Annotated in this window: 26 protein-coding genes; 14 read left to right on the top strand and 12 right to left on the bottom strand. The window is 47.8% G+C overall.

The annotated features are described in order from the left end of the window. Positions 1-48 precede the first annotated feature (48 nt). Genes VT06_RS01705 through VT06_RS01690 form a run of 4 tightly spaced genes read left to right on the top strand, consistent with a single transcriptional unit; the run spans position 49 to position 6,474 of the window. On the top strand, positions 49-3,714 hold the full coding sequence (locus VT06_RS01705; RefSeq protein ID WP_046552541.1) for an ATP-binding protein: 3,666 nt from the start codon (positions 49-51) through the stop codon (positions 3,712-3,714). Beyond that, positions 3,714-4,334, top strand: a complete 621-nt coding sequence (locus tag VT06_RS01700; RefSeq protein WP_046552540.1) for a hypothetical protein — start codon at positions 3,714-3,716, stop codon at positions 4,332-4,334. The genes VT06_RS01705 and VT06_RS01700 overlap by 1 nt, the downstream gene beginning before the upstream one ends. Beyond that, positions 4,334-5,587 (top strand): hypothetical protein, encoded by a 1,254-nt coding sequence (locus tag VT06_RS01695; protein ID WP_046552539.1) that lies wholly within the window; start codon positions 4,334-4,336, stop codon positions 5,585-5,587. Before VT06_RS01700 ends, VT06_RS01695 begins: the two co-directional genes overlap by 1 nt. Continuing rightward, a complete protein-coding gene (locus VT06_RS01690; protein WP_046552538.1) occupies positions 5,587-6,474 on the top strand; it encodes a Wadjet anti-phage system protein JetD domain-containing protein in 888 nt (295 codons plus the stop codon). Before VT06_RS01695 ends, VT06_RS01690 begins: the two co-directional genes overlap by 1 nt. A 15-nt stretch (positions 6,475-6,489) precedes the next feature. Here VT06_RS01690 and VT06_RS01685 read toward each other — a convergent pair whose 3' ends face one another. Continuing rightward, on the bottom strand, positions 6,490-6,816 hold the full coding sequence (locus tag VT06_RS01685) for a YceK/YidQ family lipoprotein (RefSeq protein WP_046552537.1): 327 nt from the start codon (positions 6,814-6,816) through the stop codon (positions 6,490-6,492). 179 nt (positions 6,817-6,995) lie between these two features. On the opposite strand from VT06_RS01685, the gene VT06_RS01680 reads away from it, so the two are divergent. From VT06_RS01680 to VT06_RS18805, 3 genes are all read left to right on the top strand, one after another. After that, entirely contained in the window at positions 6,996-7,505 is a 510-nt protein-coding gene (locus tag VT06_RS01680) for a hypothetical protein (RefSeq protein WP_046552536.1), read from the top strand. Between the two features lie 91 nt (positions 7,506-7,596). Further along, positions 7,597-7,776, top strand: a complete 180-nt coding sequence (locus VT06_RS18370) for a hypothetical protein (protein ID WP_046552535.1) — start codon at positions 7,597-7,599, stop codon at positions 7,774-7,776. Then, a complete protein-coding gene (locus VT06_RS18805) occupies positions 7,707-7,994 on the top strand; it encodes a PQQ-dependent sugar dehydrogenase (protein ID WP_082122417.1) in 288 nt (95 codons plus the stop codon). Before VT06_RS18370 ends, VT06_RS18805 begins: the two co-directional genes overlap by 70 nt. A gap of 27 nt (positions 7,995-8,021) precedes the next feature. Here the strand turns inward: VT06_RS18805 and VT06_RS17735 are convergent, their stop codons facing one another. After that, positions 8,022-8,165, bottom strand: a complete 144-nt coding sequence (locus VT06_RS17735) for a DUF3096 domain-containing protein (RefSeq protein WP_082122416.1) — start codon at positions 8,163-8,165, stop codon at positions 8,022-8,024. A 373-nt stretch (positions 8,166-8,538) separates the two neighbouring features. On the opposite strand from VT06_RS17735, the gene VT06_RS18245 reads away from it, so the two are divergent. The 4 genes from VT06_RS18245 to VT06_RS01655 are packed head-to-tail and all read left to right on the top strand — an operon-like array spanning position 8,539 to position 9,598. Further along, positions 8,539-8,715, top strand: coding sequence for a hypothetical protein (locus VT06_RS18245; protein ID WP_161795031.1), 177 nt, complete (start codon positions 8,539-8,541; stop codon positions 8,713-8,715). Between the two features lie 46 nt (positions 8,716-8,761). After that, positions 8,762-8,980, top strand: coding sequence for a DUF4177 domain-containing protein (locus tag VT06_RS01665; RefSeq protein ID WP_046552533.1), 219 nt, complete (start codon positions 8,762-8,764; stop codon positions 8,978-8,980). Position 8,981: 1 nt separating this feature from the next. Continuing rightward, positions 8,982-9,233 (top strand): membrane protein insertion efficiency factor YidD, encoded by a 252-nt coding sequence (yidD, locus tag VT06_RS01660; protein WP_046552532.1) that lies wholly within the window; start codon positions 8,982-8,984, stop codon positions 9,231-9,233. Then, on the top strand, positions 9,227-9,598 hold the full coding sequence (locus VT06_RS01655; RefSeq protein ID WP_046552531.1) for a membrane protein: 372 nt from the start codon (positions 9,227-9,229) through the stop codon (positions 9,596-9,598). The genes yidD and VT06_RS01655 overlap by 7 nt, the downstream gene beginning before the upstream one ends. 8 nt (positions 9,599-9,606) lie before the next feature. Here VT06_RS01655 and VT06_RS01650 read toward each other — a convergent pair whose 3' ends face one another. From VT06_RS01650 to VT06_RS01630, 5 genes are all read right to left on the bottom strand, one after another. Continuing rightward, on the bottom strand, positions 9,607-10,272 hold the full coding sequence (locus tag VT06_RS01650) for a polymer-forming cytoskeletal protein (RefSeq protein WP_052750138.1): 666 nt from the start codon (positions 10,270-10,272) through the stop codon (positions 9,607-9,609). 165 nt (positions 10,273-10,437) lie between these two features. Next, positions 10,438-10,620: a hypothetical protein gene (locus VT06_RS01645; protein ID WP_046552530.1), complete on the bottom strand. Its 183-nt coding sequence runs from the start codon at positions 10,618-10,620 to the stop codon at positions 10,438-10,440. A 144-nt stretch (positions 10,621-10,764) separates the two neighbouring features. After that, entirely contained in the window at positions 10,765-11,619 is an 855-nt protein-coding gene (locus tag VT06_RS01640; RefSeq protein ID WP_046552529.1) for a PA4780 family RIO1-like protein kinase, read from the bottom strand. A 138-nt stretch (positions 11,620-11,757) separates the two neighbouring features. After that, the gene (locus VT06_RS01635; RefSeq protein ID WP_046552528.1) at positions 11,758-12,186 is read right to left on the bottom strand and encodes a hypothetical protein; all 429 of its coding nucleotides are present in this window, start codon (positions 12,184-12,186) and stop codon (positions 11,758-11,760) included. Positions 12,187-12,202: 16 nt separating this feature from the next. Then, positions 12,203-14,605 carry a tetratricopeptide repeat protein gene (locus VT06_RS01630; RefSeq protein WP_046552527.1) on the bottom strand — a complete coding sequence of 801 codons (2,403 nt, stop codon included), beginning with the start codon at positions 14,603-14,605 and terminating at the stop codon, positions 12,203-12,205. A gap of 658 nt (positions 14,606-15,263) precedes the next feature. Here VT06_RS01630 and rlmF point away from each other — a divergent pair. Then, the gene (gene rlmF, locus VT06_RS01625; RefSeq protein WP_046552526.1) at positions 15,264-16,163 is read left to right on the top strand and encodes a 23S rRNA (adenine(1618)-N(6))-methyltransferase RlmF; all 900 of its coding nucleotides are present in this window, start codon (positions 15,264-15,266) and stop codon (positions 16,161-16,163) included. A gap of 18 nt (positions 16,164-16,181) precedes the next feature. On the opposite strand, the gene VT06_RS01620 is transcribed toward rlmF, so the two are convergent. The 4 genes from VT06_RS01620 to VT06_RS01610 form a co-directional block, all read right to left on the bottom strand. Beyond that, a complete protein-coding gene (locus tag VT06_RS01620) occupies positions 16,182-17,201 on the bottom strand; it encodes a DUF2804 domain-containing protein (protein WP_200897881.1) in 1,020 nt (339 codons plus the stop codon). Further along, positions 17,201-17,497 carry a hypothetical protein gene (locus tag VT06_RS17995; protein WP_152658963.1) on the bottom strand — a complete coding sequence of 99 codons (297 nt, stop codon included), beginning with the start codon at positions 17,495-17,497 and terminating at the stop codon, positions 17,201-17,203. The genes VT06_RS01620 and VT06_RS17995 overlap by 1 nt, the downstream gene beginning before the upstream one ends. 177 nt (positions 17,498-17,674) lie before the next feature. After that, positions 17,675-18,175, bottom strand: a complete 501-nt coding sequence (locus VT06_RS01615) for a DUF962 domain-containing protein (RefSeq protein WP_046552525.1) — start codon at positions 18,173-18,175, stop codon at positions 17,675-17,677. Positions 18,176-18,214: 39 nt separating this feature from the next. Continuing rightward, entirely contained in the window at positions 18,215-18,955 is a 741-nt protein-coding gene (locus VT06_RS01610; protein ID WP_046552524.1) for an endonuclease, read from the bottom strand. Positions 18,956-19,246: 291 nt separating this feature from the next. Between VT06_RS01610 and VT06_RS01605 the strand changes: the two genes are divergently transcribed. Both VT06_RS01605 and VT06_RS01600 read left to right on the top strand, forming a co-directional pair. After that, positions 19,247-20,656: an alpha-amylase family glycosyl hydrolase gene (locus VT06_RS01605; protein WP_046552523.1), complete on the top strand. Its 1,410-nt coding sequence runs from the start codon at positions 19,247-19,249 to the stop codon at positions 20,654-20,656. 65 nt (positions 20,657-20,721) lie between these two features. Then, positions 20,722-21,132, top strand: coding sequence for a c-type cytochrome (locus tag VT06_RS01600; RefSeq protein ID WP_235357326.1), 411 nt, complete (start codon positions 20,722-20,724; stop codon positions 21,130-21,132). A 72-nt stretch (positions 21,133-21,204) separates the two neighbouring features. Here VT06_RS01600 and VT06_RS01595 read toward each other — a convergent pair whose 3' ends face one another. Continuing rightward, on the bottom strand, positions 21,205-22,929 hold the full coding sequence (locus VT06_RS01595; protein WP_046552522.1) for a hypothetical protein: 1,725 nt from the start codon (positions 22,927-22,929) through the stop codon (positions 21,205-21,207). Positions 22,930-22,977 lie beyond the last annotated feature (48 nt).

Raw genomic sequence — 22,977 nt, 5'->3', positions numbered from 1 at the left:
AAAACGATGATAGCCTTGCTGCCATAAGGCGCTGGCGACAGGATGTATATGTCTCAATTACTGCGTATTGTGCTTATTCACACCCACCTGCCTGGGGTGGTGGAATTGCAGCTGGACCAGCACACGAATATTTGCGGCACCAATGCCTCGGGTAAAACCACCTTACAGCGGCTGGTACCAGTATTTTATGGCGAACAGCCAAACCGGGTAGTACCTAAAACCCGCAAAAAATTTGATGAATTTTACCTGCCATACTCCAACAGCTACCTGATTTACGAATATCAGCGTGAAGACGGCGCCCTGTGTCAGGTGGTACTTACCCGCAAAAGCGATGGCGGAGTTGAATACCGCTTTGTGGCAGCGCCTTATCAAAGCGAGTTTTACTTAATTGAAGGCACCGATGGCGTTAAAGGCTTAAGTTATACCGACTGGGCTGCCAATATGCGTGGCAGGCCAGAGGTGCAGGTATCCGCTAAAATTAGCGCCACCAGTGAGTATCGCAGTATTATTCAAAACGATGCCGCTGCACTGCGCGGCAACAATACTGACAACATGAAACTACGCCGCCTAGCGGCCAGTTTTAGTTTAGTCGGCAGTGGCCATAAACTGCGGCATATTGAGAAGCTGGTTAGCGCCGTGCATGCCAAAGAAGGCAAAATGGACACGCTAAAAGCCATGCTGGCGGCCATTTTTGAAGAAGACGGTGTGGCGTTACCCACCACTAAAGTGAAGAACACCAAAGCACGCGAATGGATCCAGCAAATGCGCCAGTCGATGCGTCTGGATACCTTGCAGCAAGACTTCGAACGGTTACAGCAACTGGCATTGCAGCTTGATGGCACCGAGGCGGCATTAGCGGCACTACTGCCACTGTTACAGCAAGACGAGCAACAACAACAGCTGGAAAAAGCCGACGCCGAGCAACAAGTACACAGCGTGCGCGGCCAGTTACAACAGCTAAAGCAACAGTTTGAACAACAACAAACGGCGCTACACGGCACACTAAGCAAAACCGAAGCCGATTTAACGGAAAGCAGCGCTAGGTTAGATCAGCTACAGCAACAATATGATCACTTTGAAAGCCGCGATATGGCTAAATTACAGCGCGATACCGACGCCTTACCGCTTTGGCGCGACACGCTGCAAGAAGTAATAGAGCAATACCAATTAATGGTAGAACAACATGGCGATATGGCACGCCAGCTGGAGCAACACCAAACCAAGCTGGCGGAAGCATTTAACCGCTTAAGTGAACAGCAGCGCGGTAAAGCCAAACAGTTACAACAACAAAAAGACCACACCCGCGAGAAACAAGATGGCAAACTCGCCACGTTGGAAAGTGCCTTTCAGCAGCGGCTACAACAACAACAACAGCGTTTTACCGCACAACTTACTAGCACCGCCAGCGCCATTGCGGTATTACAAAGCCAGCTTAGCAGCTCGGCACTAACGGCTGCCGAGCATGATGAAATGCGCGACGCTAAGCAACGCTTAGAGCAGGCCCAGCAACAAGCGCAGCAGCAAGCTCACCAAATACAGCAACTGCAGCAGCAATGGCAACAAGCCAGGCAACAGCGTGAGCAAGCAGATCAGCAACTGCAGCAGGCACGTAAAGGCCAGCACCAGGCTGAGCAGCAACTGCAGCAGTTACACCGCCAGTTAACGCCAGAGCAAGGCAGCTTGCGTCACTTTTTGCGGCTGCACTACAGTGGCTGGGAACACAAGCTGGGCAAGGTGTTACATGAAAGCTTACTGGAGCGGCACGATTTACAGCCGCATTTAACCGATTTAACCGACAGTATATTTGGCTTACAACTGGAATTAGCCGCTATCGACACCGCCGATTACGCTCAGGATGAAGCGGCTATTCGCCATCATATTCACAGTGCAGAGCAGCAACTAGAGCAAGCCAACCAACAGAAACAACACGCCGAAAAACAACTGCAACAGATGCACCAGCAAGCCGAGCTTGGCCGCAGCCAGTTAGAGCAAGCACAGTGGCAATATAGCCAATATGAACAAAACATAGAGTATGCCCGCGACGCCAGCAACCGTTTGGATGCGGCACAACGTGAGCTTACAACGCAACGCCAGGCCAGCATAAAAACCGAGCTTAGCCAGCAGCAACAGCAGCAAACCGTGTTACAACAACAACAATCCACAGACGTACAGGCACTGCAACACGACCATCAGGCACAAAAAATTGAGTTAAAAGCCGATTGGCAGACCGAATTACACGTGTTTGACGAGCAATTAACCGAGCTGGATCGGCAACTGGCACATAAACGTGAAGACAACAAACAACAACTTAAAGCGTTGCAGCAGGCTTTTAATGACGAATTATCGGCCAAAGGCATTGATCCGCGGCGCTTAACCGAGTTAAAGCAGCGCCAAGAGCAACTTAAAACCGAGATTAGGGCAGTAGAAAACCGTCAGGACGAACTTAACCAGTGGCAGCGCTTTATGCAGCTGGATTGGCAGCAACGCCGACCACAGTTACTAGAGCAAGAAACCAGCCTGAAACAGCAGCAACGCGAACTCAGCCAACAGCTTAGCCAGCTAAAAGCCGACGTTACCCGCAGCCAGCAGCGACTGGACGAGCAAAAGCGTCAGTGGCAAGATAACATGCAACAGGCGGAACAGGCGCTGAGCCAGTTAAAACCGATATTAACCAAGCTGGCCGACATTCACCTGGCAACGGTAGCCCCGGTTACCTTTAGTGGCTCGGCCGATTTAACCGAACGGCTGGCCCGCAGCAACGAGGCACTAGAGCAGCGCAGTAAGCTGGATCAGCAATTAAAGCAGCAGCTGGAGCAGTTTGAAACCACCTTAAGCAAAGATGCCGGAAGCGAATTTCTGGACCGGCTGCAGTACGAAAAACGCAAATTGCCCGACTACGCCAGCAAACGCCAGCAATTGCCTATTCTGGCCGATCTATTGCGCCTGTTAAACGATCAGCAGCAACAATTACTGGAAATGGGCGAAAATTTTGGCGGTGATTTAAAGAAATTTTTCACAGTGTTTAGCGACATAAACCGCCGTATTGCCCAGCAAAGCCGCCGTTTAACCGACGCGGTAGCCGATGATTTAGTACTAGACGGTATTAGTAAATCAGAAGTACGTATTTTATCAACCATTGACGAACTGGGGTTTTGGCAACCGTTAAAACACTTTGCCAAACTGTATGACGACTGGGGTAATTCGGGTAAGGCGCTGCCTTCTGAGCACTACCTTAATGCGCTGGCCGACGTAGTAGAGTTACTGCGAGCTGATGAGCAATATAGCATTGAATCGCTGCTGCGCCTGGAGCTGCATTTAACTGAAGGTGGCTCACAGTTAATTATTAAGAATGACCGTCAACTGCTCGAGTCATCCAGCCACGGTATGGCATACCTGATTTTATGTAAGTACTTACTGGCCTTTACCCGGTTGCTTCGTGGCCCGGCCAAAGTGGCCATTCATTGGCCCATTGATGAAATAGGTACCTTGGCTTATCACAACGTTGAAAAACTGTTTGCCGCCTGCAGTGCCAATAACATTGTTATCGTTGGTGCTTTCCCCAACCCCGAATCTGATGTGCTGATGCTGTTTACCCACCGCTATTTAATTGAACCGAGCCAGCAAGACTCAAGCAAACGGCAATTGAAACGTATTCAGCCAAAACCCAGCCGGCTGGCTGAGCGCTTAGCGCAGCGGCAACAGGAGGCCAGCTAATGTTACAACATGGTGCATTACTGGAACGGCTGCTGGCCGGGGCGTTTATTTGCCGGGTTAGCGACGAAGATGCCTTTCGACATGTCAGCGATGAACAAAGCCAGCACGATATTAACCATTACCTGCGGCCATTAAACCGGCGACTGGTTAGCAATGATGATAAAAGCGTGTATTATCTGGCCTACCATGAGCTGAACAAAACCGCGCGTGAGCACTTAAGCAACCAGTTTAGCCAAACCGTGCAGTCATTGTTGCCACTGCTGGAATGGCTGCAACTAGTGCAGGAAACCCTGGGCCGCGACAGCGCCATAACCGCAGGCGACACCATAAAACTGCAAGAATTTGTCCTACGCACCGAAGATAACCAAAGCTTGCGCCAACGCCTGAACCAATTGGCGGCAGATCGCTTTTTTAATAGCCAAAGTGACGCATTGGATAACCAGGTAAAGCTGATTTTCCGCCGTTTAAAAGAACATGGTTACTTGCTACAACCGCATCACGACCGCCAGTATTATATTGTTACTGGTAAAATTGACTATTTAATTGATGTTATTCGCTTTATCCGTGATGAAGAACACCTGCCGGTTGATGATACCCCGACGCAGCAGGCATTACTCTAATGGCGCCCGCCGACGCTGCAGCAAAAACGGCTACCGCTTCTAACCTGTTTAATATTGGTGCCGAACGGCTGGTATTGCTGGGTAAGCACCACCAAGCCTTAATGCAGGGTTATTTGGACGGTTTTATTGATGAAACCGTGTTTAGCGACGTCGCCTTAAAAAAGCTAATGGGGGCGCGTATTTTATGGCGTCCCGACGAGCAGCAGCCTTTAGCACTGCGGCCACTGGTTAGCGAGTTGATTGCCAGTATGGTCGCCGATGAAAACCGCCGGCAAATTAACGCCGACGTGGCTGAAAAACTAGAGCAAATTCGCAACCGGGTGCAGGCCTATCGTGATGCCCAGTACCAGGGCGATTACAGCGTAGCCGAGCTGCAACTGCAGCGACTAACCGAGCATGTACACGATTTAAGCGGCCAATTTGAAGAAGCCATTGACAGTTTATGGCACCGGCTAAACAGCGACTTTGGTTTTGTTAGCAGCCTGGACGATAAAATTCGTGAAAACGAACGGGCACAAAAGCAGCTGCGCCGCTTACTCGATGGCCTCGACTTACTTGATTTTAACGAACTCATTGAACTGGCCGAGGGCAATAGCCACTTGCGAAAACTGCTGGTAAGCCAGTTACAAAGCCAACTAAGCTCGCACCATAGCAGCTTATTAGAAGTGCAAAAGCGCTTACTGGAACTGTTGGCTAAATTTCGACAGCAGCAGTCGCGTTCAATGCTAATTAATAATATGGCGGCCTTTTTGCGCCAGCATCCAAAGTATCAACCCGCCGATTACCCTAACCGCTCTGAACTGCCGCTGCTGTTTAATCAGGCGGCGCCCATCGTGCCACAAGCCGCCATTGCGCTCGATAAAGCCAGCGAGCGACAACTGCTAGCCGAACTGGTGCGGGCCATACCCAAAGCCACCTCACTGCCGCTGCCCGATCAGCAAAGTGCTGATTTTGCCATAGCACTGCAAGATGAAGCCATTGCCGCGCGTCAGCAGGCATTAAAGCTGGATGTTGAAAACTTCTACTTACGGGTTATTGATAGCACCAGCAGCTTAAGCGCGCTGGAATATCTGGCCGAGCAGCAATTAAACTGGGACAGTGAAATATGGTTATATCAAATTATTGCCGAACATCAGGGCTTGCCAGCAGACGAAAAGCAGATGTTTGCCCTGTTGCGTGACGAAGCGCCAGCCAGCAGTATGAACCAACTCTTGCTTATTCGTGACATTAGCCTGCAGTTACAGACAGCCTGATGCGTTACCCGCCGCTAAATGCACAAACACTGCGTTGGTTGCAGCAACTGCAGCTGCGACTACATGCCAGTGGTAGCGAGCGGGTAAACACCAGCGGTAAAGCAGCACAACAGGTACTGCTCTGGTGTATTGAACATACATTAGTGCCTGGCAATAGTCTTAAACTGCCGTACTTTACCTTTAGCCTTGCCTTACTAAATGATATCGCCTTCGTTCAACGTAACTTGCAGCAAGCTTGTTATCAGGATGACATAAATCTAAACAGCCGGCTACACAACGCCACTACTAACCAGCAAGAGCTGAAGAGTATTGGCCTGCAACCACGGCAAAATAGGGTGCTGCTAAAGCTGAATAAGGCCGCAAATACCGATCTTGGCATAGCGGCAGAGTTTATCGATATTGACTGGCCACAACTGCCACTGGAACAATTTGATGCATTGCTGGTGGTAGAAAACCTCGATTGCTTTTATCAACTTAACTGCTTTACTCTGGCGCTACCTTGCAAGCAGCCTTTAATTATTTATCGCGGCGATATGCTTTACAGCAAAGGCTGTAAAGCACTGAAAGCTGCCTGGCTTAAACAGCATAAACCTGTATTGTACTTCGGTGATTTTGACGCAAAAGGCGTAAGTATCGCTTTAAATGAAGACTACATCGCCATGCTGCTGCCCGAGGTTGCGATACTACAACAACACGCCAGCCCTTCCATGCTGCCGAATGAACAGCTTAGCTTTATCGCCGGTATAGCAGGCAAAACAGTAGTCGCCGAATTTAAGCCGTATCTGCAAATACTCTGTAAGCAGCTTAGAGGACTAAGGCAGCAAAATATGCAGGGGATGGTATTGGCATCTGTACCTCTTAAAGCTTTAATTGCTGAACAGCACTGATACCTTAACCTTGTACTATTTTACGTCAATACTGCCGTGTTTATTCTGGGTATAAAGGGTGTAGGGTAGCGCGGCGGTGTCTGCGACTAATGAAAAGGTGCCGTCGATAATAAAAAATGGCACATTATTGAAGCTACTGCCAAGGTTTCCCTGTCGGCTTGGTTCGCCATGCAGCTTACATAAATTGTAGGCAAAACCACTGTAAATGCGCGGTATGCTTTGACAGTAACTTTTCTTGCCCTCATGCTCAATACTAACTTGGTTAGTAGTCGCTGGCAGTGTTTTTACTGTAGCGCAGCCTGTCAGGCTAAGTATTACCATTACCGGTATTAGTGTTTTCATTTCATCATCCCTGCTAATAATCTGGCGCTGAGTTTATGGTTTAGTATACATAAAGTAAATAAACCTTGTTCACCGCTTTGGTCTGATCCTACAAACTCTCTGCTTTTAAACGATATGCTAAGGAAGTTGTACTACTATTTAAAGGTACTGAATTTAAGCAATCTCATAAGGAGAGCGACATGGCTGCTTTTTTGTCTATTGCCAATATTGTTGCCGCCTTTGCCGCGGTTGGAACTGCGCTGCTGGGCATTCTAACTTACCGTCGCCAGAAAGAGATTGATTTGGAATATCAAAAGGAAGAATTAAAGCGCGAGGCCGTTACTGAGTATCTGACCTCCCTTGATACGCTAATAAATCATGCGGCCTACAGCGAAGGACATGGGGCTCACGATCAAGCTGATAAAATACTGGCATGCAAAAAGAATATTAATAAAATTTATATTTATGCACCGGCAGATGTTGTTAAGGCGATGGATACATTACTGACCGAGGCCACAGAGCTCGCCAGTATTATTTCCAAGATCTCAAATTCTGAGATTTTTAATCAGGATAAAAAGGCTCTATACGATAGCGAACGAACAAAAACGCAAGATGCGTATTTAGCAGCCGTCAACATTGCAAGACAACATATAGGTTTTCACAAAGGACCGGTTGACGCGGTTCAGTTACTGTTGCTTGGTAAAAAATGATGAAAACAATCATACGCGTAGGTAGACAGTAATTTGCGATGGCTTAGCTACACTAAACCCTGACTTAACCAACACAGGCAGGAGATATTTTATGAGCTGGCAACTGTTTGCGCCTCTTCTGGGGTTACTTATCACGTTCTTTGCATCGGCACAGGATAACCTGCCGTTAAAGGTTGAGGACATCACTCGTTTTGATGAGCCGTGGTCGATGGCCTTTCTGCCGGCTGGCAGGGCGATGCCTTCGCGGCAGGCTTCTCTTCCCAGGCCATAGTGCGCATCAACTTCGATGGCGAGAGTGCAACAGAGTTAGAGCGATACGACATGAGGGCCCGTATTCGCAAGGTCACCGAGAGTCCGTATGGCGCTATCTGGATACTCGAGGATGAGCGCGGTGGAAAGCAAGGGCCGCCTGCTGAAGTTAACGCCAAGTTCTCGTTAAGCGCTATTCTTAAGGCCAAAAACGGAATATGGGGTCGGAGCACGCTGTGACTCATTAGCTACGCCCCCTTTTTCGCTCTAAATTTTTAGATCAAAAATCTGAATTACACCTACAGCGATCAGATAAATAGCCACAACATAATTAAGGATCTTGGGCCGGATCAGTATCAAAATACCGGCAACGATAGAGAGTACTGGAATAAGGGCAATATGCAGAGTCATAATCCTGTCCTGTTATGATGAAGCTTAGTGGATGGCGCTCAGTAATCGGAGCTTCGTGGGTTAACCACAGCATTGTGAAGCCAGGCACGGTTTATAGCAATTCATTTAAAACGAGATATCTCAGAACGTAGAAGTGCTTTATAGTTTTTCTTTTAGCTACATTTTTTACCCCCCCCGTAACGCTTTGCTGTCTTGCTAAAATTGTTACGGCCCGGCTTAGGCGGCCGAGCGCTTCGCCTAGGGCAAGTGCCCGCTATTTTGCAACTTGCCAATGGATAAATATAACGTGTATCTTAGCGTAACGCGAGTCGTGGCTTTATGGTGACTCGGCGGCAATAACAATGTTGAAAAACACATTGTCGGTCATACCGAGTTGTTATTAGCAGACGGCCTGCTTAGAGATGAGCGTATCCAATTATTAAACGAAATTGAGGCCCTGAAAGCTGAGCATATTGATTTGATAAATCTGCTGCCTGATCTGGAGTGGCAGCTTCGACAGGCAGAGCAACAGCAGCAACAGGCAGAACAACGTTTTGCCTCATATCAGTAGCGGTTCGCGTTACTCTTTTTGAAAGCAACAAAATAGGCAAGGTGACATGGCAACAGCATTTAAAGAATACAAAATGATTTACATCGCCGAAGGCGGTTGCGGTACCGTTTTTCTGGGCGCGTCTGGCTTGCCATTAAAAAAAGTAGAGGCCGAGTTGAATGCGCAAGCAGCGCAGGGTTGGCAAGTAGTGTTTCAGCTCATTGAACAAAAGCGCTTCTGGCTGTTTTGGACCCGTGAAGCCATGGTTGTTACTTTAGGCCGCTAGCATGCAACGCCTATTATTATGGCTGATACGCAGTTATCGCACTAGCGGTGGCGGCAGGCGCTGGTTTGGTATTGACTGTAATTTTGAACCCAGCTGTTCAGCCTACACGTATACTGCTATTGCCCGTTTTGGTGCGCGCCGCGGCGCAGCAATGGGCTGGCAACGCATTACACGCTGCAACCGTCACGATAGCTTTTGTAAATGTATTGAGCCCGTGCCTGAGGCAGATAATAAACGAGACAAAGCATGTTAAATCAGCAACAGGTTGATGCCGAAGAAGAGCAACTGCGCGAACTAGCGGCAGCGTTGCCAGACGAAGCTCGCCTGGCTTTTTATCAACAACTTAAACGTGAACTGCGTGATCCTGATACCTATGCCACGTTAAACTGGTGCTTTTTGGCTGGCTTGCACCATTTTTACCTAGGCCAGTGGCGCCGAGGCTTGCTGAATTTAGCAGTGTTTTTAATTGGTGTAGCGCTGCTATTTTCACCGCTATTATGGCTTGGCATTGGCTTACTAATATTTATTAGTGTGATAGAGCTAGGGGCGCTGTTTCGCGCCCAAATCATTATTCAGCACTGGAATAACCAGATAATGCGCCGCCTATTGCGACGTTAGGCGCTATTTTAGTAACGTTCAACCACTTTTGCTTGCATGGCCGGGTTGGCTAAGTTAAGCGTGACAGGTTGTTGCAAAATTATTTGGCCCTCAACCACCGCATTGGCAGCAATAGTTAAAGTAGGCTTATTGTCGTTGCTCCAACCAAAGAATGATTTCTTTTTGCCACGCGAGTTAAACACCACATTACCGTTCACTAGCGTATTACCCGCCAAGGTAATATCGCCGTTGACAGTGTTAATATCTTGCGCCACTCGGGCATTACTCAGAGTAATATCGCCATTTACTGTGCTGATATCACCTGCAATGTCGGCATTGTCAGCTGCGTTAATTTTGCCATTTACCGTGCTAAGGCTGCCGCCCACACTAAGGTTAAGGCCGGCATTAATACTACCGTTTACTGTTTCAGCGCTATCAATCTTTACATCATCACCGATGTTGATACTGCCATTAACTAAAGACAATGATTTGGCACTGCTATTACTGGCCATTTTAACACTGCCATTGACCAGCGAAATATCACCATAATGTTCACCTGCCGCAACTGCTGCACTGCCCATTACTTTGTCGATATTGCCATAAGTACTATTGGCAGCAGCGCTGCTAAATACACCGCTAAACATTACCGTAGCGGCAACAAAAGTGGTAACAGCAGCAAATTGAGAGAGTTTCATTGTTTTATCCTTATTGGTTAATTACTACTGCTCACTTTGCAAAGGCTTTGCCACATATTAAGCCACTGATAAATAACAACTTAACTTATAAAACATCTAGTCATAAAACTTAATTGCGCCACTATTTGGTGAAATACACTACTTAATAGAGCAAAAGCAGGCACATCAAAATCCGTCAGGGTTTATTTTGGCGAGCACAATAGCGGGGACGGTTAACGGTAATGCCAAAATGGCGGCCTCGCCTGATACCGGAAAATAATTCGTTAAGGCAGTAAAATTCACCTGATGACTGATCAAAAACGTTGGTATCGGTTGTTGTGCCGTAGCAAACTGCTGCAGCTCTTCCATAAAAATTAATTTACTACAAGGCAATTTTAACGTTATTATTTTATCTATTTTTGTTAACGGAGCAGCAAGGTGAAATAATTATTGCCGGCTAAGGCTAGCCGGCGCTAACAGCCTGTTTTTTATTTACTACCAACAGAGTAACGCTTAATCGTTCGGGTCCTCGGCTATGCGGGCCCGGCGTTCTTCTTCTTCGGCAAAGGCGGCTTTAATTTGTTCCAGCACTGAGTCAACATCGGCAGCAGTTTCATCAGCAATAAACTCGCCAGTTAACTCTGCATCGGGTGTAAGTTCACCTGCTTCATACAGTGCCCATATTTCACCAGCATAATTGGTAGCAAGCAGTTCTGGTGCATACAATCCGTAGTAATCGCGCATATTATTAATGTCACGTTCCAGCATCCACTTGGCATTATTATTGGCCGACGCATCTACCGCCTGCGGCAAATCAATAATTACCGGGCCGTAATCATCTACCAGCACGTTAAATTCAGATAAATCACCATGTATAAGGCCCTCGCACAGCATCATTACCACGTATTGCATCATGGTGGCATGATCAGCCAGCGCAATTTCTGCCGCCATAGCAACATCACCTAAACGTGGTGCCACCATGCCTTCATCATCGCAAACAAGCTCCATCAGTAACACGCCGTCGTAGCAGCCAAAAGGTTGCGGTACCCTCACCCCAGCTTTGGCCAGTTTAAATAAGGCATCTACTTCAGCGTTTTGCCAGCTTTGCTCTTGCTGGGCGCGGCCGAACTTTGAGCCTTTTTCAATGGCGCGGGCACGGCGGGTGTTACGACCCTTGCGACCTTCCTGATATAACACAGCTTGTTTAAAGCTGCGTTTGTCTGCTTCTTTATACACTTTGGCGCAGCGAATATCCTCGCCACAACGGACGATATACACTGCAGCTTCTTTGCCGCTCATCAGTGGACGGATCACTTCATCCACTAAGCCTTCGTCGACCAGTGGTTGAATACGTTTCGGTATTTTCATAGCGCCCTTATACCCTAGTTAACAACGACAGGGAATATCTCAACCGCGCTTAATCAATAAAAAATACCTGAAGTAAAATTTATACCGCCAGTCTGAACGCAAGATAGCCATAAACTGATATCTTGCTAACCCGTATTACTAATTAGCGCGGATCACAATTCTTGGATCATACTCATCACAACCTTCTACGGTAATGGCGTAATCAAAATCACCTTCAGCACCACGACTAATCCGGCAACGCAGCATACCGGCATTGTTTGATTGTAAGCGACAGTTTTGATGAAAAGGGCTGGCGTCATAAAATCGCACACTGTAATTCTTTTCTGGCTCAGTTTGCCAGGCAATGTATTTATTCTTAGCGCCGCAGGCACAATCTTTTAATGCCCCACAACCTTGTCGATTACTATTTTCGTCATCAACACAATTATCATCTGTCGGCGCGGCAATATTAGCGATACAGCCCTCGGCATTTAATTGTATGGTCAGTGTTTGATCTTTATCTTTAGCTTGGCTGACACCGGCTAAAGTAAGGCTAACGATGATCGCCAATACATAAATAACGTTCATATCCTGCTCCTTGGGATTAAAGGTAAGGTGTGTTGGCCGGAATTTTAGGGTCAGCAGCAATTAATGCGGCTGAATAGCCTCCGGCTATGGCTTTTTGCAGCAGTTTGCTAGCCGTGGTTGGCTGGCTACAATTAAAACTGGCAATTGCCAGGTCGTAATAAATATAAAAGTCGTCGATAACACTGCTTAACAGCTGTGACAAGCGTTGCTGAACCAGCCCGCAGTGGCCCAGCTCAGATTGAATACGGATAATTTGTGACAGCAAGGCTTTTGCATCCTGATTTACCGCCAAATTAGCCTGTGCCAGCAGCAATGCTTGTTGATAGTAGGTTTGCGCTTCCTGCTGCCGACCAACCTGCACGTCCAGACTATCAGCCAGGTTGGTAATAATGGTGTAGTCGTCTTTACTGGTATCTAGTGCGGCTAAATACATTTGCTCGGCCTGACTGAACTCGCCGTTAAAATAGTAGGCCGTGCCTAGGTTAGAATACGCCAGCGACAGCGGCGACTTTGCCACTACCTTTTGCCAGGCCGCAATGGCGGCAGCAAAATCGTTATTTAAGAAATAACTGGCGCCCAAGCTGTTCTGTAAGTCAACACTGTCTGGGTGAATTAATACTGCACGCTCCAGCTGCTTGCTAGCACTACTAAACTGGCCATTGTTATACAAAAAGCGACCATAATTACTATAATTTTGCCAGTAGCCCGGCTCCAGCCGGATAACCTCTTTAAACAGCTGTTCTGCTTGCAATGGCTGCTTTAAATCTGCCAGAAGTAAAGCCTTACCGGTAATAGCATCAAGCCAGCCGGGGTTAAGCTGCAAAGCTTGATCATATTGGCTCAATGCCTGCTCAAGTTCGCCGCGAGTGCGATATAAATCACCAATAACCGTAAAATGCTGCGCTTGGTTTGAGGAAAAGCTGGCAGCATGTTCACAGGCTTGCCTGGCCAACTCAAACTCGTCCACACTGCGGTTTATGGCATATTTTTCAAGATGTAACTTACATAAACCGGCCGAGGCCATCGCAAATTTAGGATCGTAGTCTAATGCTTGTAAAAATAGCCGTTCTGCCGTATCAAAACTGGCCATGTCCGCAAATTGCTTTAAAAGCATATTCGCTTGCAAATAAGCGTCATATGCCTGAAAACTTTCGGTTAACGCATATTCTGCTGGTTGCAACTGTTGATTTTGCAATAACAGACCAAAAGCATTGGTTAGCTGGCGGTAGAGTTGCTGCTGTAACTGCGGCAACTGCTGGCGTGGCGCCTGCAGCCGGGTTGACCAAAGCCGCACGCCATTGTTCAGCTGGCTTACCATTACTTCTAACTGCAATTCAGTAGCGTCGGTTTTTAGCTTGCCCTCGACCACATACTGCGCACCCAGCCGCTCAATGATTAAGGAATTATCGGCGTTATCTGGCAAGCCTTGCATTGCCCTTGCAGAAATAACAGGAAAAGCATTCAGCTGCGACAGTGAGTACAGCAGCTCATCGCGGATACCATCGATAAGATAGTCATCGGCCAGTACGCTTGAGGCGCCATCCTGATGAAAAGGTAACACCGCTACCGCGTGTTTAAGCAAAGGCACAGCCGCATGGATAGTGCTATTCGGGGAATGAGCCGGCAACATTTCAATATCAATAGAGCGCTTTAATGAACCGCCAAGAATGGCCACCGCAATAAAAGACAGCAGCATAAAACCTAAATCGACTTTAAGCTGACGTCGCCAAAACTGCCGAGCCCGGGGATTAGCAGAGCGCGCCAAGTGAACTCGTTGTATTTTTAAATCTTGCAGCCAGGTGCCTAACAACACCAAAGGGAATATGACCACAATACCCAGTAAGGTTAATTTCATACCATAGGCAGTAATATGCAACAGTGGGAAAGTAATGGCCATTACCTGCACAAACAGCCAGACGCCCACTAAAAAAGCCACACTCACTCTGAATAGCCGGCTACCTTTAACCAACGCATACCACCATGACCATTTGGTGCTGGGCACTGCCTGTAATACGTTATCTGCTGCTTGCGATTGCTGGCTTACCGGCTGCAATAAGCGATAACCACGCCGGGTTATCGTTTCAATATACGTTGGACTGACTCTATGGTCTCCCATAGCATGGCGTAACTCACTGATTAAGCTTGATACTGTCTCTTTAGTGCCATGTTGGCTACCCGTTACAGCTTGCAACAAAGCAGGGCGAGCCACGACCTGCTGAGCATTTGCTGCCAACACCAACAATAACTGCATGGCTTTTGCTGAAATATGACGATATTCGCCCGCCACCAGCAAATTCCCGTCATCAGGCAATACTTGAATATCTGCCAGATAAAAACCGACCTGAGGGGTGTTTGTTGTGTAATGCAAGTCTGATACTGCTGGTTCAAAACCCGCGCTAAATTGCTTACTGTCGTCCATGCTACCTTCCGCCGCAATAGCGGCGCCTAAATCAAAAACACAGCGTGTCTATGCTTAGCAGTCGCTAAAGCATGACTAAAAACGCTCAAATATCCAGCAATTGACCGCGCTGCGAATCAACTTTACGTCAGGCACCTGCTTAAAATAACCTCTTAGTAATAGTTGCTTATAATTAATAACGAAAACAGTAGGAAGCAGTATGTCATTCTTAAAATCTGGCTTTTATTTTGTGGGGAAGTTGCTGCAATTTACCGCTTGGCAAGAACCCGCACCCAGCCATTTTGTTAACAGCATTTTGAGTTATCAGTCTGTTTAAAATGGTCAACGCTTATGGTAATGGCAAGCCTGAATACCAGCAGGAAGTGTTACAACTTGAGCAACTGTGGCTAAAGGCGAAACAACACGCCAATTAGCACCACAACGCTATCACTATTGTTCAGACGAACTACAACGCTGCAGTGGCGTTAACGTACCGGAATAAAACAAGGTCGCCCGCGGTAATGTTGATGTTAGGTTGCATGTGTCGGTATAACCCGACCACATTTTAATCTTATTATTATAAAAGCTGACAATAATAACCGTTTACCAAACGCTAGCACCCGCTCGCCAGCTCTGCCCGATTAACGTAAACTGCAAAAAATAATCAACAGCAGCTTTTATGACTAAACCAGCACAATTGCACCCACGCAATCCGCATCAGGGTCGCTACCATTTAACCCAACTAAGCCTTGACCATGCTCCGTTGCACAGTCACTTAGTGTTAACCCCCGCGGGTGAGCAAAGCATTAATTTTAGCGATCCTGTAGCCGTGCAGGCCTTAAATGCCGCGCTGTTAAAACACTATTATCAAATTAATTTTTGGCAGCTGCCGCCGGGGTATTTATGCCCACCTATTCCGGGCCGGGCTGACTACATTCACTATGCTGCTGACTTACTGGCGGGCGCTAATACTGTGTCTGGTAGTGTCCCTAAAGGTAAGCAAATCAGCCTATTGGACATTGGCTGCGGTGCCAACTTAATTTATCCGATTATCGCTAACCGCAGCTATGGCTGGCGCTGTGTAGGCACTGATATTGATGCATTGGCACTAAAAGCGGCGCAGCTGATCATTGAAGCTAACCCGCCGTTAACCGGCCAGGTTAGCCTGCGCCAGCAAACCAACAGTAGCAAAGTGTTCCACGGAATTATTAAAGCCGGTGAGCAGTTTCAACTTACTGTCTGCAACCCACCATTTTACGGCTCTGCCGCCGACGCTGCTGCAGCCAACCAGCGTAAGCGCAGCAATCTTAAGCTTGCCGACAGCCCACAAAAACGCAACTTTGCCGGTCAGCAGCATGAGCTGTGGTGCCCGGGGGGTGAGCTAGCGTTTATTCAAAAAATGATTACTGAAAGCGTTGATTTTGCCAGCCAGGTGGGTTGGTTTACTAGCCTGGTATCGCAGCAAAGCCATTTGAAAGTGCTGGATGCTGCAGCACGCCAAGCCGGCGCAGTGGAGGTTAAACAGCTTAAAATGCAGCAAGGCCAAAAAAGCAGTCATCTGTTGGCCTGGCGTTTTTAAGCCCGGTAGCCAAGGTTATTACCAACGGGCGAAATGATCCTCGGCCAGGCCTTGCTGACCATTGCAACGAATCTGCTTACCATCACTTAGTGTTATCTGGCCATGCCAGCTACCGCAGTACTGACGAAAGTTACTGGCCAGCAGCCCCAGGTTCAGTCGCTCTTGCCGTTTAGCGGCAGGGGTAAACTGCAACTGTACCGCACCACAGTGGCTAACCAGCTGCCAGCAGGCATTGGGCTGCTGCCGCTCAAAATTAAACTGCACCGGCGGTAATAAATAACGTTTACCATTTAGCCAGCCGCAGTTTTCAGTAGCCCCGGTTTCATTTACCCCGGCCGCCAGATTAAAGCCAATAGTGTCTGTGCCGCTGTGGCCGCTAAGGCTACCCCAACGCCAACTGGTTTCGCGGCGCATAAAGCCAGCTGAAAAGTCGTAGCCAGCCAGCGCCCTGCTTAAATCGACCCGTTGTTGTTGCTGGATAAGTTCGCCTGTCACCTGCAAGCCATTATGTTTTTGGGTATACGTCCAGCCGTTATAGCCGGTTGGCAGACACAACGCCAAGGGCTCAGCCAGCTCATTCGGGCTAAGTAATACGTTGGCGCTAAGCTGGCTACTTTGCAAGCTCAGCCGCCAGCAATAACCATGCGGTTCAATGGTTATGCTATTTTTGCCAGAGGCAATTTTAGCTATACCTGCCACCGGTGAGTGGCTCATTTGACTGGCTCGACCTAATGGTTGCAACATTTTAAATTCATCTAAACGGCCGCTACTGCGTTGATAAAAATAAGCAAAGCCTGAACTTAGGTAACGAATATCGGCTATTGCTGCCGCCAGGATCCAGTCTGGGTGACAAACGCTAACAAACTGAAATTGCTTAAAGTGCGCCCAACGCGAAAGCGTCGAGGCCAATTTGTCCATTTGGTTGTAATAAACGAAATCGTTAAGCCCCAGTTCGGTTACTGGTTGAGTAAAAATGCCAAAGCGTGGCTTACCATCGGCCTGTATCAGCCGAAAAGGGGTAGGTTGGCTAGGTTGCACTACCACCATTGAAACAACACAAATGCGATCATTATTAAAAGAACCAGCTTGATTTGATAAGTAACCCATGGCGCTAAAAAACATACAGTAAAACTGGAGACTTGTGCAATACCGATAATCCAGTACAACACTCCTCGGCCAATATAATGGTTGCTTTCCAAAGCAATGGCAATTGTTGTGGAAACAAAGGCTAAAATTAGGTATCCGAGACAAATTGGTTTAGACCGCAACACAATGTCAAAAAATACGGCCAGTGCGTTAGGTATATTTCTTAGTGTGGCTGTTGTTGAGCTCATGGCTATAGCGCCTTATAATTAGTTTGTAAATCAAGCGCTTTAATTTGTAGCGACTTATGATGAAGAACGTGCGGGTTTTACCCCCACAAGCTGGTATTTGTAATATACGGCCTGGCAACCGGCATCACTGGGGAATAAAATCGATTGCTGGTGTAACCTAGTACTTTAAAGCCAATTTTAATGAACTTTACCGGCTATTTGTTCGATATCTTGCTGCAATGATTTGCGGAACCCCAAAGCAAAACCCACTTCGGCCACCACAAATAATGGGCCAACAAAAAACCCCATAACATCATCAACAAAAGCCGGTTTTTTGCCCTCATAATAATGGCCGATAAACTGTAATATCCACCCCACAACAAACAGCGCCAGCGAACTGCTCAGCCAAATGGCAAAAGGTTGTGCAGCCAGATAGGTTGCTATGGCAAAACAACTGCCGCTAAACAGCAGCATCACCAGCCCGAAACGTACATCCAGCCGCAAGTAAAATAGTGCGGTAGCCATAAACAACAAAAGGGCGGGTGTAAGCATAATACCGGCCAGACTAAACAGCGGCAGCGATAGCAAACCAAAAATAGCCAATATAATCAGAGGAATACCCGCATAATGCGTTACAATATTGCGCTGGTCTCGATGATACAGCGCATACTGAGCTAAGTGTTCAGTTAGCGTTTTCATGGTTTTTCTCCAATTAATAAATCACTCTGACCCATTTTATTATTTGTGCAACAGCAGGCCATAGCCGGTTGTGCGGTAACCAAGGTGCCATTCGCGATCGCCACTGATAAAGGGGTTGCCATGGCCCATGTGCTGACGAATACGCTGGTTTAGCTGCCGCTCTGCTGCGGTTACCGGATCTTGCTTGTGCCAGGCCAGCAATAGCTGCTGCTGGGCGCTAGACAACGTCAGTTGATATTTGTCTGCCATATAAAAATAGCTGCGGGCAATGTCGCCGCGAACCGCTGCTGCGGGTTCAAACACCCGTTGTTTAAAATCGACTTTAACCGGGCAAGCACCATGCTGCGCCGCTGCTGCGGGCAGCATACCAAAACGGTAGTTACTGCGATCGCCATTAACCTCACCAATTGCCGGTACCAGATTGTATAAATCGGCTTCCATTACCCGAAACATTTCATCGGTTTTTACGCAGTTTTTACGGCCGCCATTTTGCCAGCATTGGCGCTGATGCCCAAAATGGTGGGCAGGCACAATGTGCTCCCATTCAATACGGTTTGCCCGTGGGCCATTTTTGCGCACCTGATAACCACAACCAGCCAGATCGGGCGTGCCTTTATTCCCCTGCCAGCGAATGGTGCAGTCACAGTAAAAGCTAGTAGCCGTGGGTGCATGCACCCGCTGCGCTAACTTTTTTGCCTGCTCAAAATTTGCCGGTGCGGCTTGGGTAATAGTTGATAACAGCAGCAACAGGCTACTAACAAACAAACACGTTACTTTCATTCACTACCACTTACTTCAGTGAAACGGCTAAACACATACTATAACCCGTTCTACGCAAACTGAATACTCAGCGAAAGCGGTTAGTATCTTACTGGCCAGCAGCCCGGCGTTCCTATTATATATATACTGTAAACTAATTGTCATTTTGGCGTGAAGCGACAATATTTCAGCACAGTAGCTGAGTATGCTAGCAGAGTGTTAAAGGGGTCTGGTGGTCACTAACACTTCGCTGGCGTTGCCGGCGGCTCATGCACGGATGTCTTGAAAAACAATAAATTACAGGACGAAAACATGCGAGCTTTTACATTATCTTGGCGCAGTATGCTACTTGGCATATTGCTGTTTATTACGCCGCAGGCGCTGGCCGACGTTATTTTACATGCCTTTGACTGGCATTATAATGAGGTAGCAAACCGGGCAGAAGAAATTAAAAATCTGGGTTATAAAGCGGTATTGGTGGCGCCGCCGTTAAAATCGAACGCAGGCGGTTGCGCCTGGTGGCAACGCTATCAGCCACAGGATATTAGGGTTATTGATCACTGTAAAGGCAACAAGCAGTCGTTTCAGGCAATGATTAATGCCCTTAACGACAGTAATCCGAACCGGCGGGTGGCAGTATATGCCGATATTGTATTAAACCATATGGCGAATGAGCGCAGTGGCGCTACCGATTTCCCAGGCCAGGCGGCACTAAATGCGTACGCCAGCAACACCGGCTATTGGAATAATCAGCGACTGTTTGGCAATTTAAGCCAAGGTTTGTTCAGCCCCTGGGATTTTAACCCCGCTAATTGTATTCAAAACTACAATGACGTGTGGCAAGTGCAGAACTGGCGTTTGTGCGGTGGTAATGGCGATAGTGGTTTACCCGATTTAAACCCAACCAGCTGGGTAGTACAACAGCAACGGACCTATTTACAGGCACTGAAAACCATGGGGGTAAAAGGCTTCCGGGTAGATGCCGCCAAACATATGACCATCTGGCATATTAATCAGATATTTACGACTGATCTGAAAAACGGCATGTATGTGTTTGGTGAAATTATTACCAGCGGTGGGGCGGGTAATAACGAATACAACAGCTATCTGGCGCCTTATTTGCAGTATACCGACCATAAAGCCTATGACTTTCCGCTTTTCGAAAGCCTGCGCCGGGCATTTAACCCCAGCGGCAGTATGAACGAGCTGGTTAACCCACAGGCCTATGGCCAGGCGCTTGCCAATAGCCGGGCGGTTACCTTTACCATTACCCACGACATTCCAACAAATGCTGGTTTTCGGTATCTGATTATGAACCCCACCGACGAATACCTAGCCTATGCCTATGTGATGGGCCGCGATGGCGGTAAACCGCTGGTGTTTAGCGACAGTACCGGCACCGATAACAACCGCTGGCTTAATGCCTACCGGGCAACGTTTATGCAGCGTATGATCAGTTTTCATAACCGCATGCAAGGCCAGGGTATGGAAGTATTGGCGTATAGCAACTGCGCTATTTTGTTCCGCCGTGGTGAAGAAGGGGTGGTAGGTATTAACAAGTGCGGCAGTCAGGTGAGTTTTAACGTAAATACCAATGGCCGTTTTTACTGGTATCGTACCTACCGTGACATATTAAGTGGCGGTGCTACCTTTAGCATAGGTAGTAGTAATCATAGTTTTAGCATTCCGGCCCGGCAGGCCAGAATGTGGTACGCCGACTAATTTTAAGCTACATTTGGTAGTGGTTTTACTGGGCTTTTATTAGCGACTGTGGCAGGCTGTTTTTTATGTCAGGACAACGTCAGCAGCGGCCTATGATAAACGTGTTAGCCCCGGTGATCCGTATTGTATTATTTACTGCAGCGCTGATTAATCTCAGCGCTTGCTCTGAAGCGACATCACCGCAGCAACTGCAGCTTGTCGCTGATTTAACAGAGCCACAGCGTCAGTTATTTGAACAGGGCAAATTAAGCGCACATACTTGCAAAGCTTGCCATGGCCGTGCCGGCATATCGAACAGCCCAATGTATCCAAGCATAGCAGGTCAGGCCGAAACTGAACTTGCTAATGCCCTGCTGGCTTATCGCAGTGGTGAGCGCAAACATGCACTGATGACACCACAAGCTCGTGGTCTTAATGACGCCGAGATTAGTGCTCTAGCATTTTATTTTTCACTGCACACTGCAGCACCAGAATAACACTACACTCTTCCCTAAAGACTAAGGGCAGCCAATGGCTGCCCTTATTACTGCAATAATACAAAGTATTAACTACGGTTGCTTAGCGCTTCCCAGCAACATCTGGCTATGCATTACTACGCCTTGCTTATCAATATCCATAGTAAGCTGCAGTTGCATATCCATCTCAGTTAACGAGCTAAATTCTGCCGGTATGGGTTGGCCACTGGCTTGCATTGTTTCGCTCATAATACCGAAAAAACGCGCGTAATCCATGCCAAAGCTTAACAGGCCGTTTTTCTCAATAGGTTGCTTAATTACGGCAAACGCCTGAGCCTGGCCTTTATCACCGCTATACACTACAACATGTGAATCACTAACCTGTAGCATGGGCGTTACGCCAAAGGCATCCAGCATTGGAAACAGACTGTTTAATGGCAGTGCTTCGCCATCGGCTGGCAAGGTCATTTCAGCCATACCCGGCACCATGGCTTTTAAGCCTTCTAAGTAGCTACGGGCATTTTTCACCGTAACACTTAGCATGGCATCTAATGCGCTAACCTGCATGGTGCTAGCATCCAACGTAACGTCGTTGACGGTTATGGACGCACCTTGCACACTGTGCACCAAGGCACCAGCTGCCAGCAAGGCCATCGGGTTTGCCTGCTGCAATTGTTGCTGCAGCTGCGCCAATTGCGGGCATTGATAAACTGGCTGGGTTAAACCGCGCCATATTGTCGTTACTGCCGGTGCAAACTCGGCCATATCCAGCCCTAGCGCAAAACTAAATACCGACTGATTAAACCCCTGCAAAATATGGCCCGGAACAAAGCCACGGATACTGCCAAGAGTAGTAATGGTTTCCTGATTGCTGGTAGGCACTAACATTTTGCTACGCACTGCGGTGCGCTGCAAGGCTTCGCTGGTAATAGCGCTATCCATATAAATGCCCGGCCAGCTGTTGGTGATACTGGTTAAATCTTGCTGACATTCAGCACTTTGCCATGGCTGCATGGCTTCAGTAAATGCCGGACTGGCCAGCAGCTGTATATCGGTTGCCATACTGTTGCCCGCGGCGGTGGTCAGGCCGGTAGCCAGTTGCTTAAAACTAATAAACCCGATGGCATTCGGGTTTAAGTTATAGTCAGTGGCAATGCTAGTGAGTTGGTTGTCGCTGTTAATACTGCGTTCGGGTTTCGCGGCCAGTAATACCAACTGCCGGGTTTGCTCAGTTTGGGTCGGCAACACCAGTGCCATATTACCCCAGCCGTTGGTGACCGATATTAAAAGCTCAGCACGGTATTCACCAACACTAAAGCGGTATGACCGATATGCGCCTGCCGCACTTTGCATCGGTTGATGGCTAATACCACTGGCTTGCTCCGCGCGGTCAAATAATTGCCAAAAAGCCGCTTCATCTGCCAGTTCAATGCGCATTACCGGTGCTAAACCCACCATATAACTTAGCGAGCGCACTTGCGATGCAATTCCGGTTAACGCGGTCAGTTGTGCTGGCTGTGCCAGCGCCTGCATATACTGACCAGCAACATTAAGCACAAAACGCCACTGTGGATCGTCGGCGTTCGCTGCCAACTCAGTGAGTTGCTGCTGGCTTGCTGTACTGTAATAATCAGGGCTTAAACCAAAGGCATTAAGATACGCCACAAAATCGACTGGTTCTAACTGCGCGGATAAAAAGACTGAATCGGCTGGCACAAAATCCAGCTCGGTGTGCAGGGTAACGCCATCACCGGTCAGTTTCATATAACCATAAACAGCACCGGCAATAATGGCCACCGCCACAAGTGTTTTACGCATTACATACTCCTTGATGTTATTATTAATTCCTGCATTTTATATTTCTGA

It is taken from the genome of Arsukibacterium sp. MJ3, assembly GCF_000987765.1.
In the GTDB taxonomy this organism is placed as follows: Bacteria; Pseudomonadota; Gammaproteobacteria; order Enterobacterales; family Alteromonadaceae; genus Alishewanella.
This window is presented reverse-complemented; position numbering and strand designations above follow the sequence as displayed.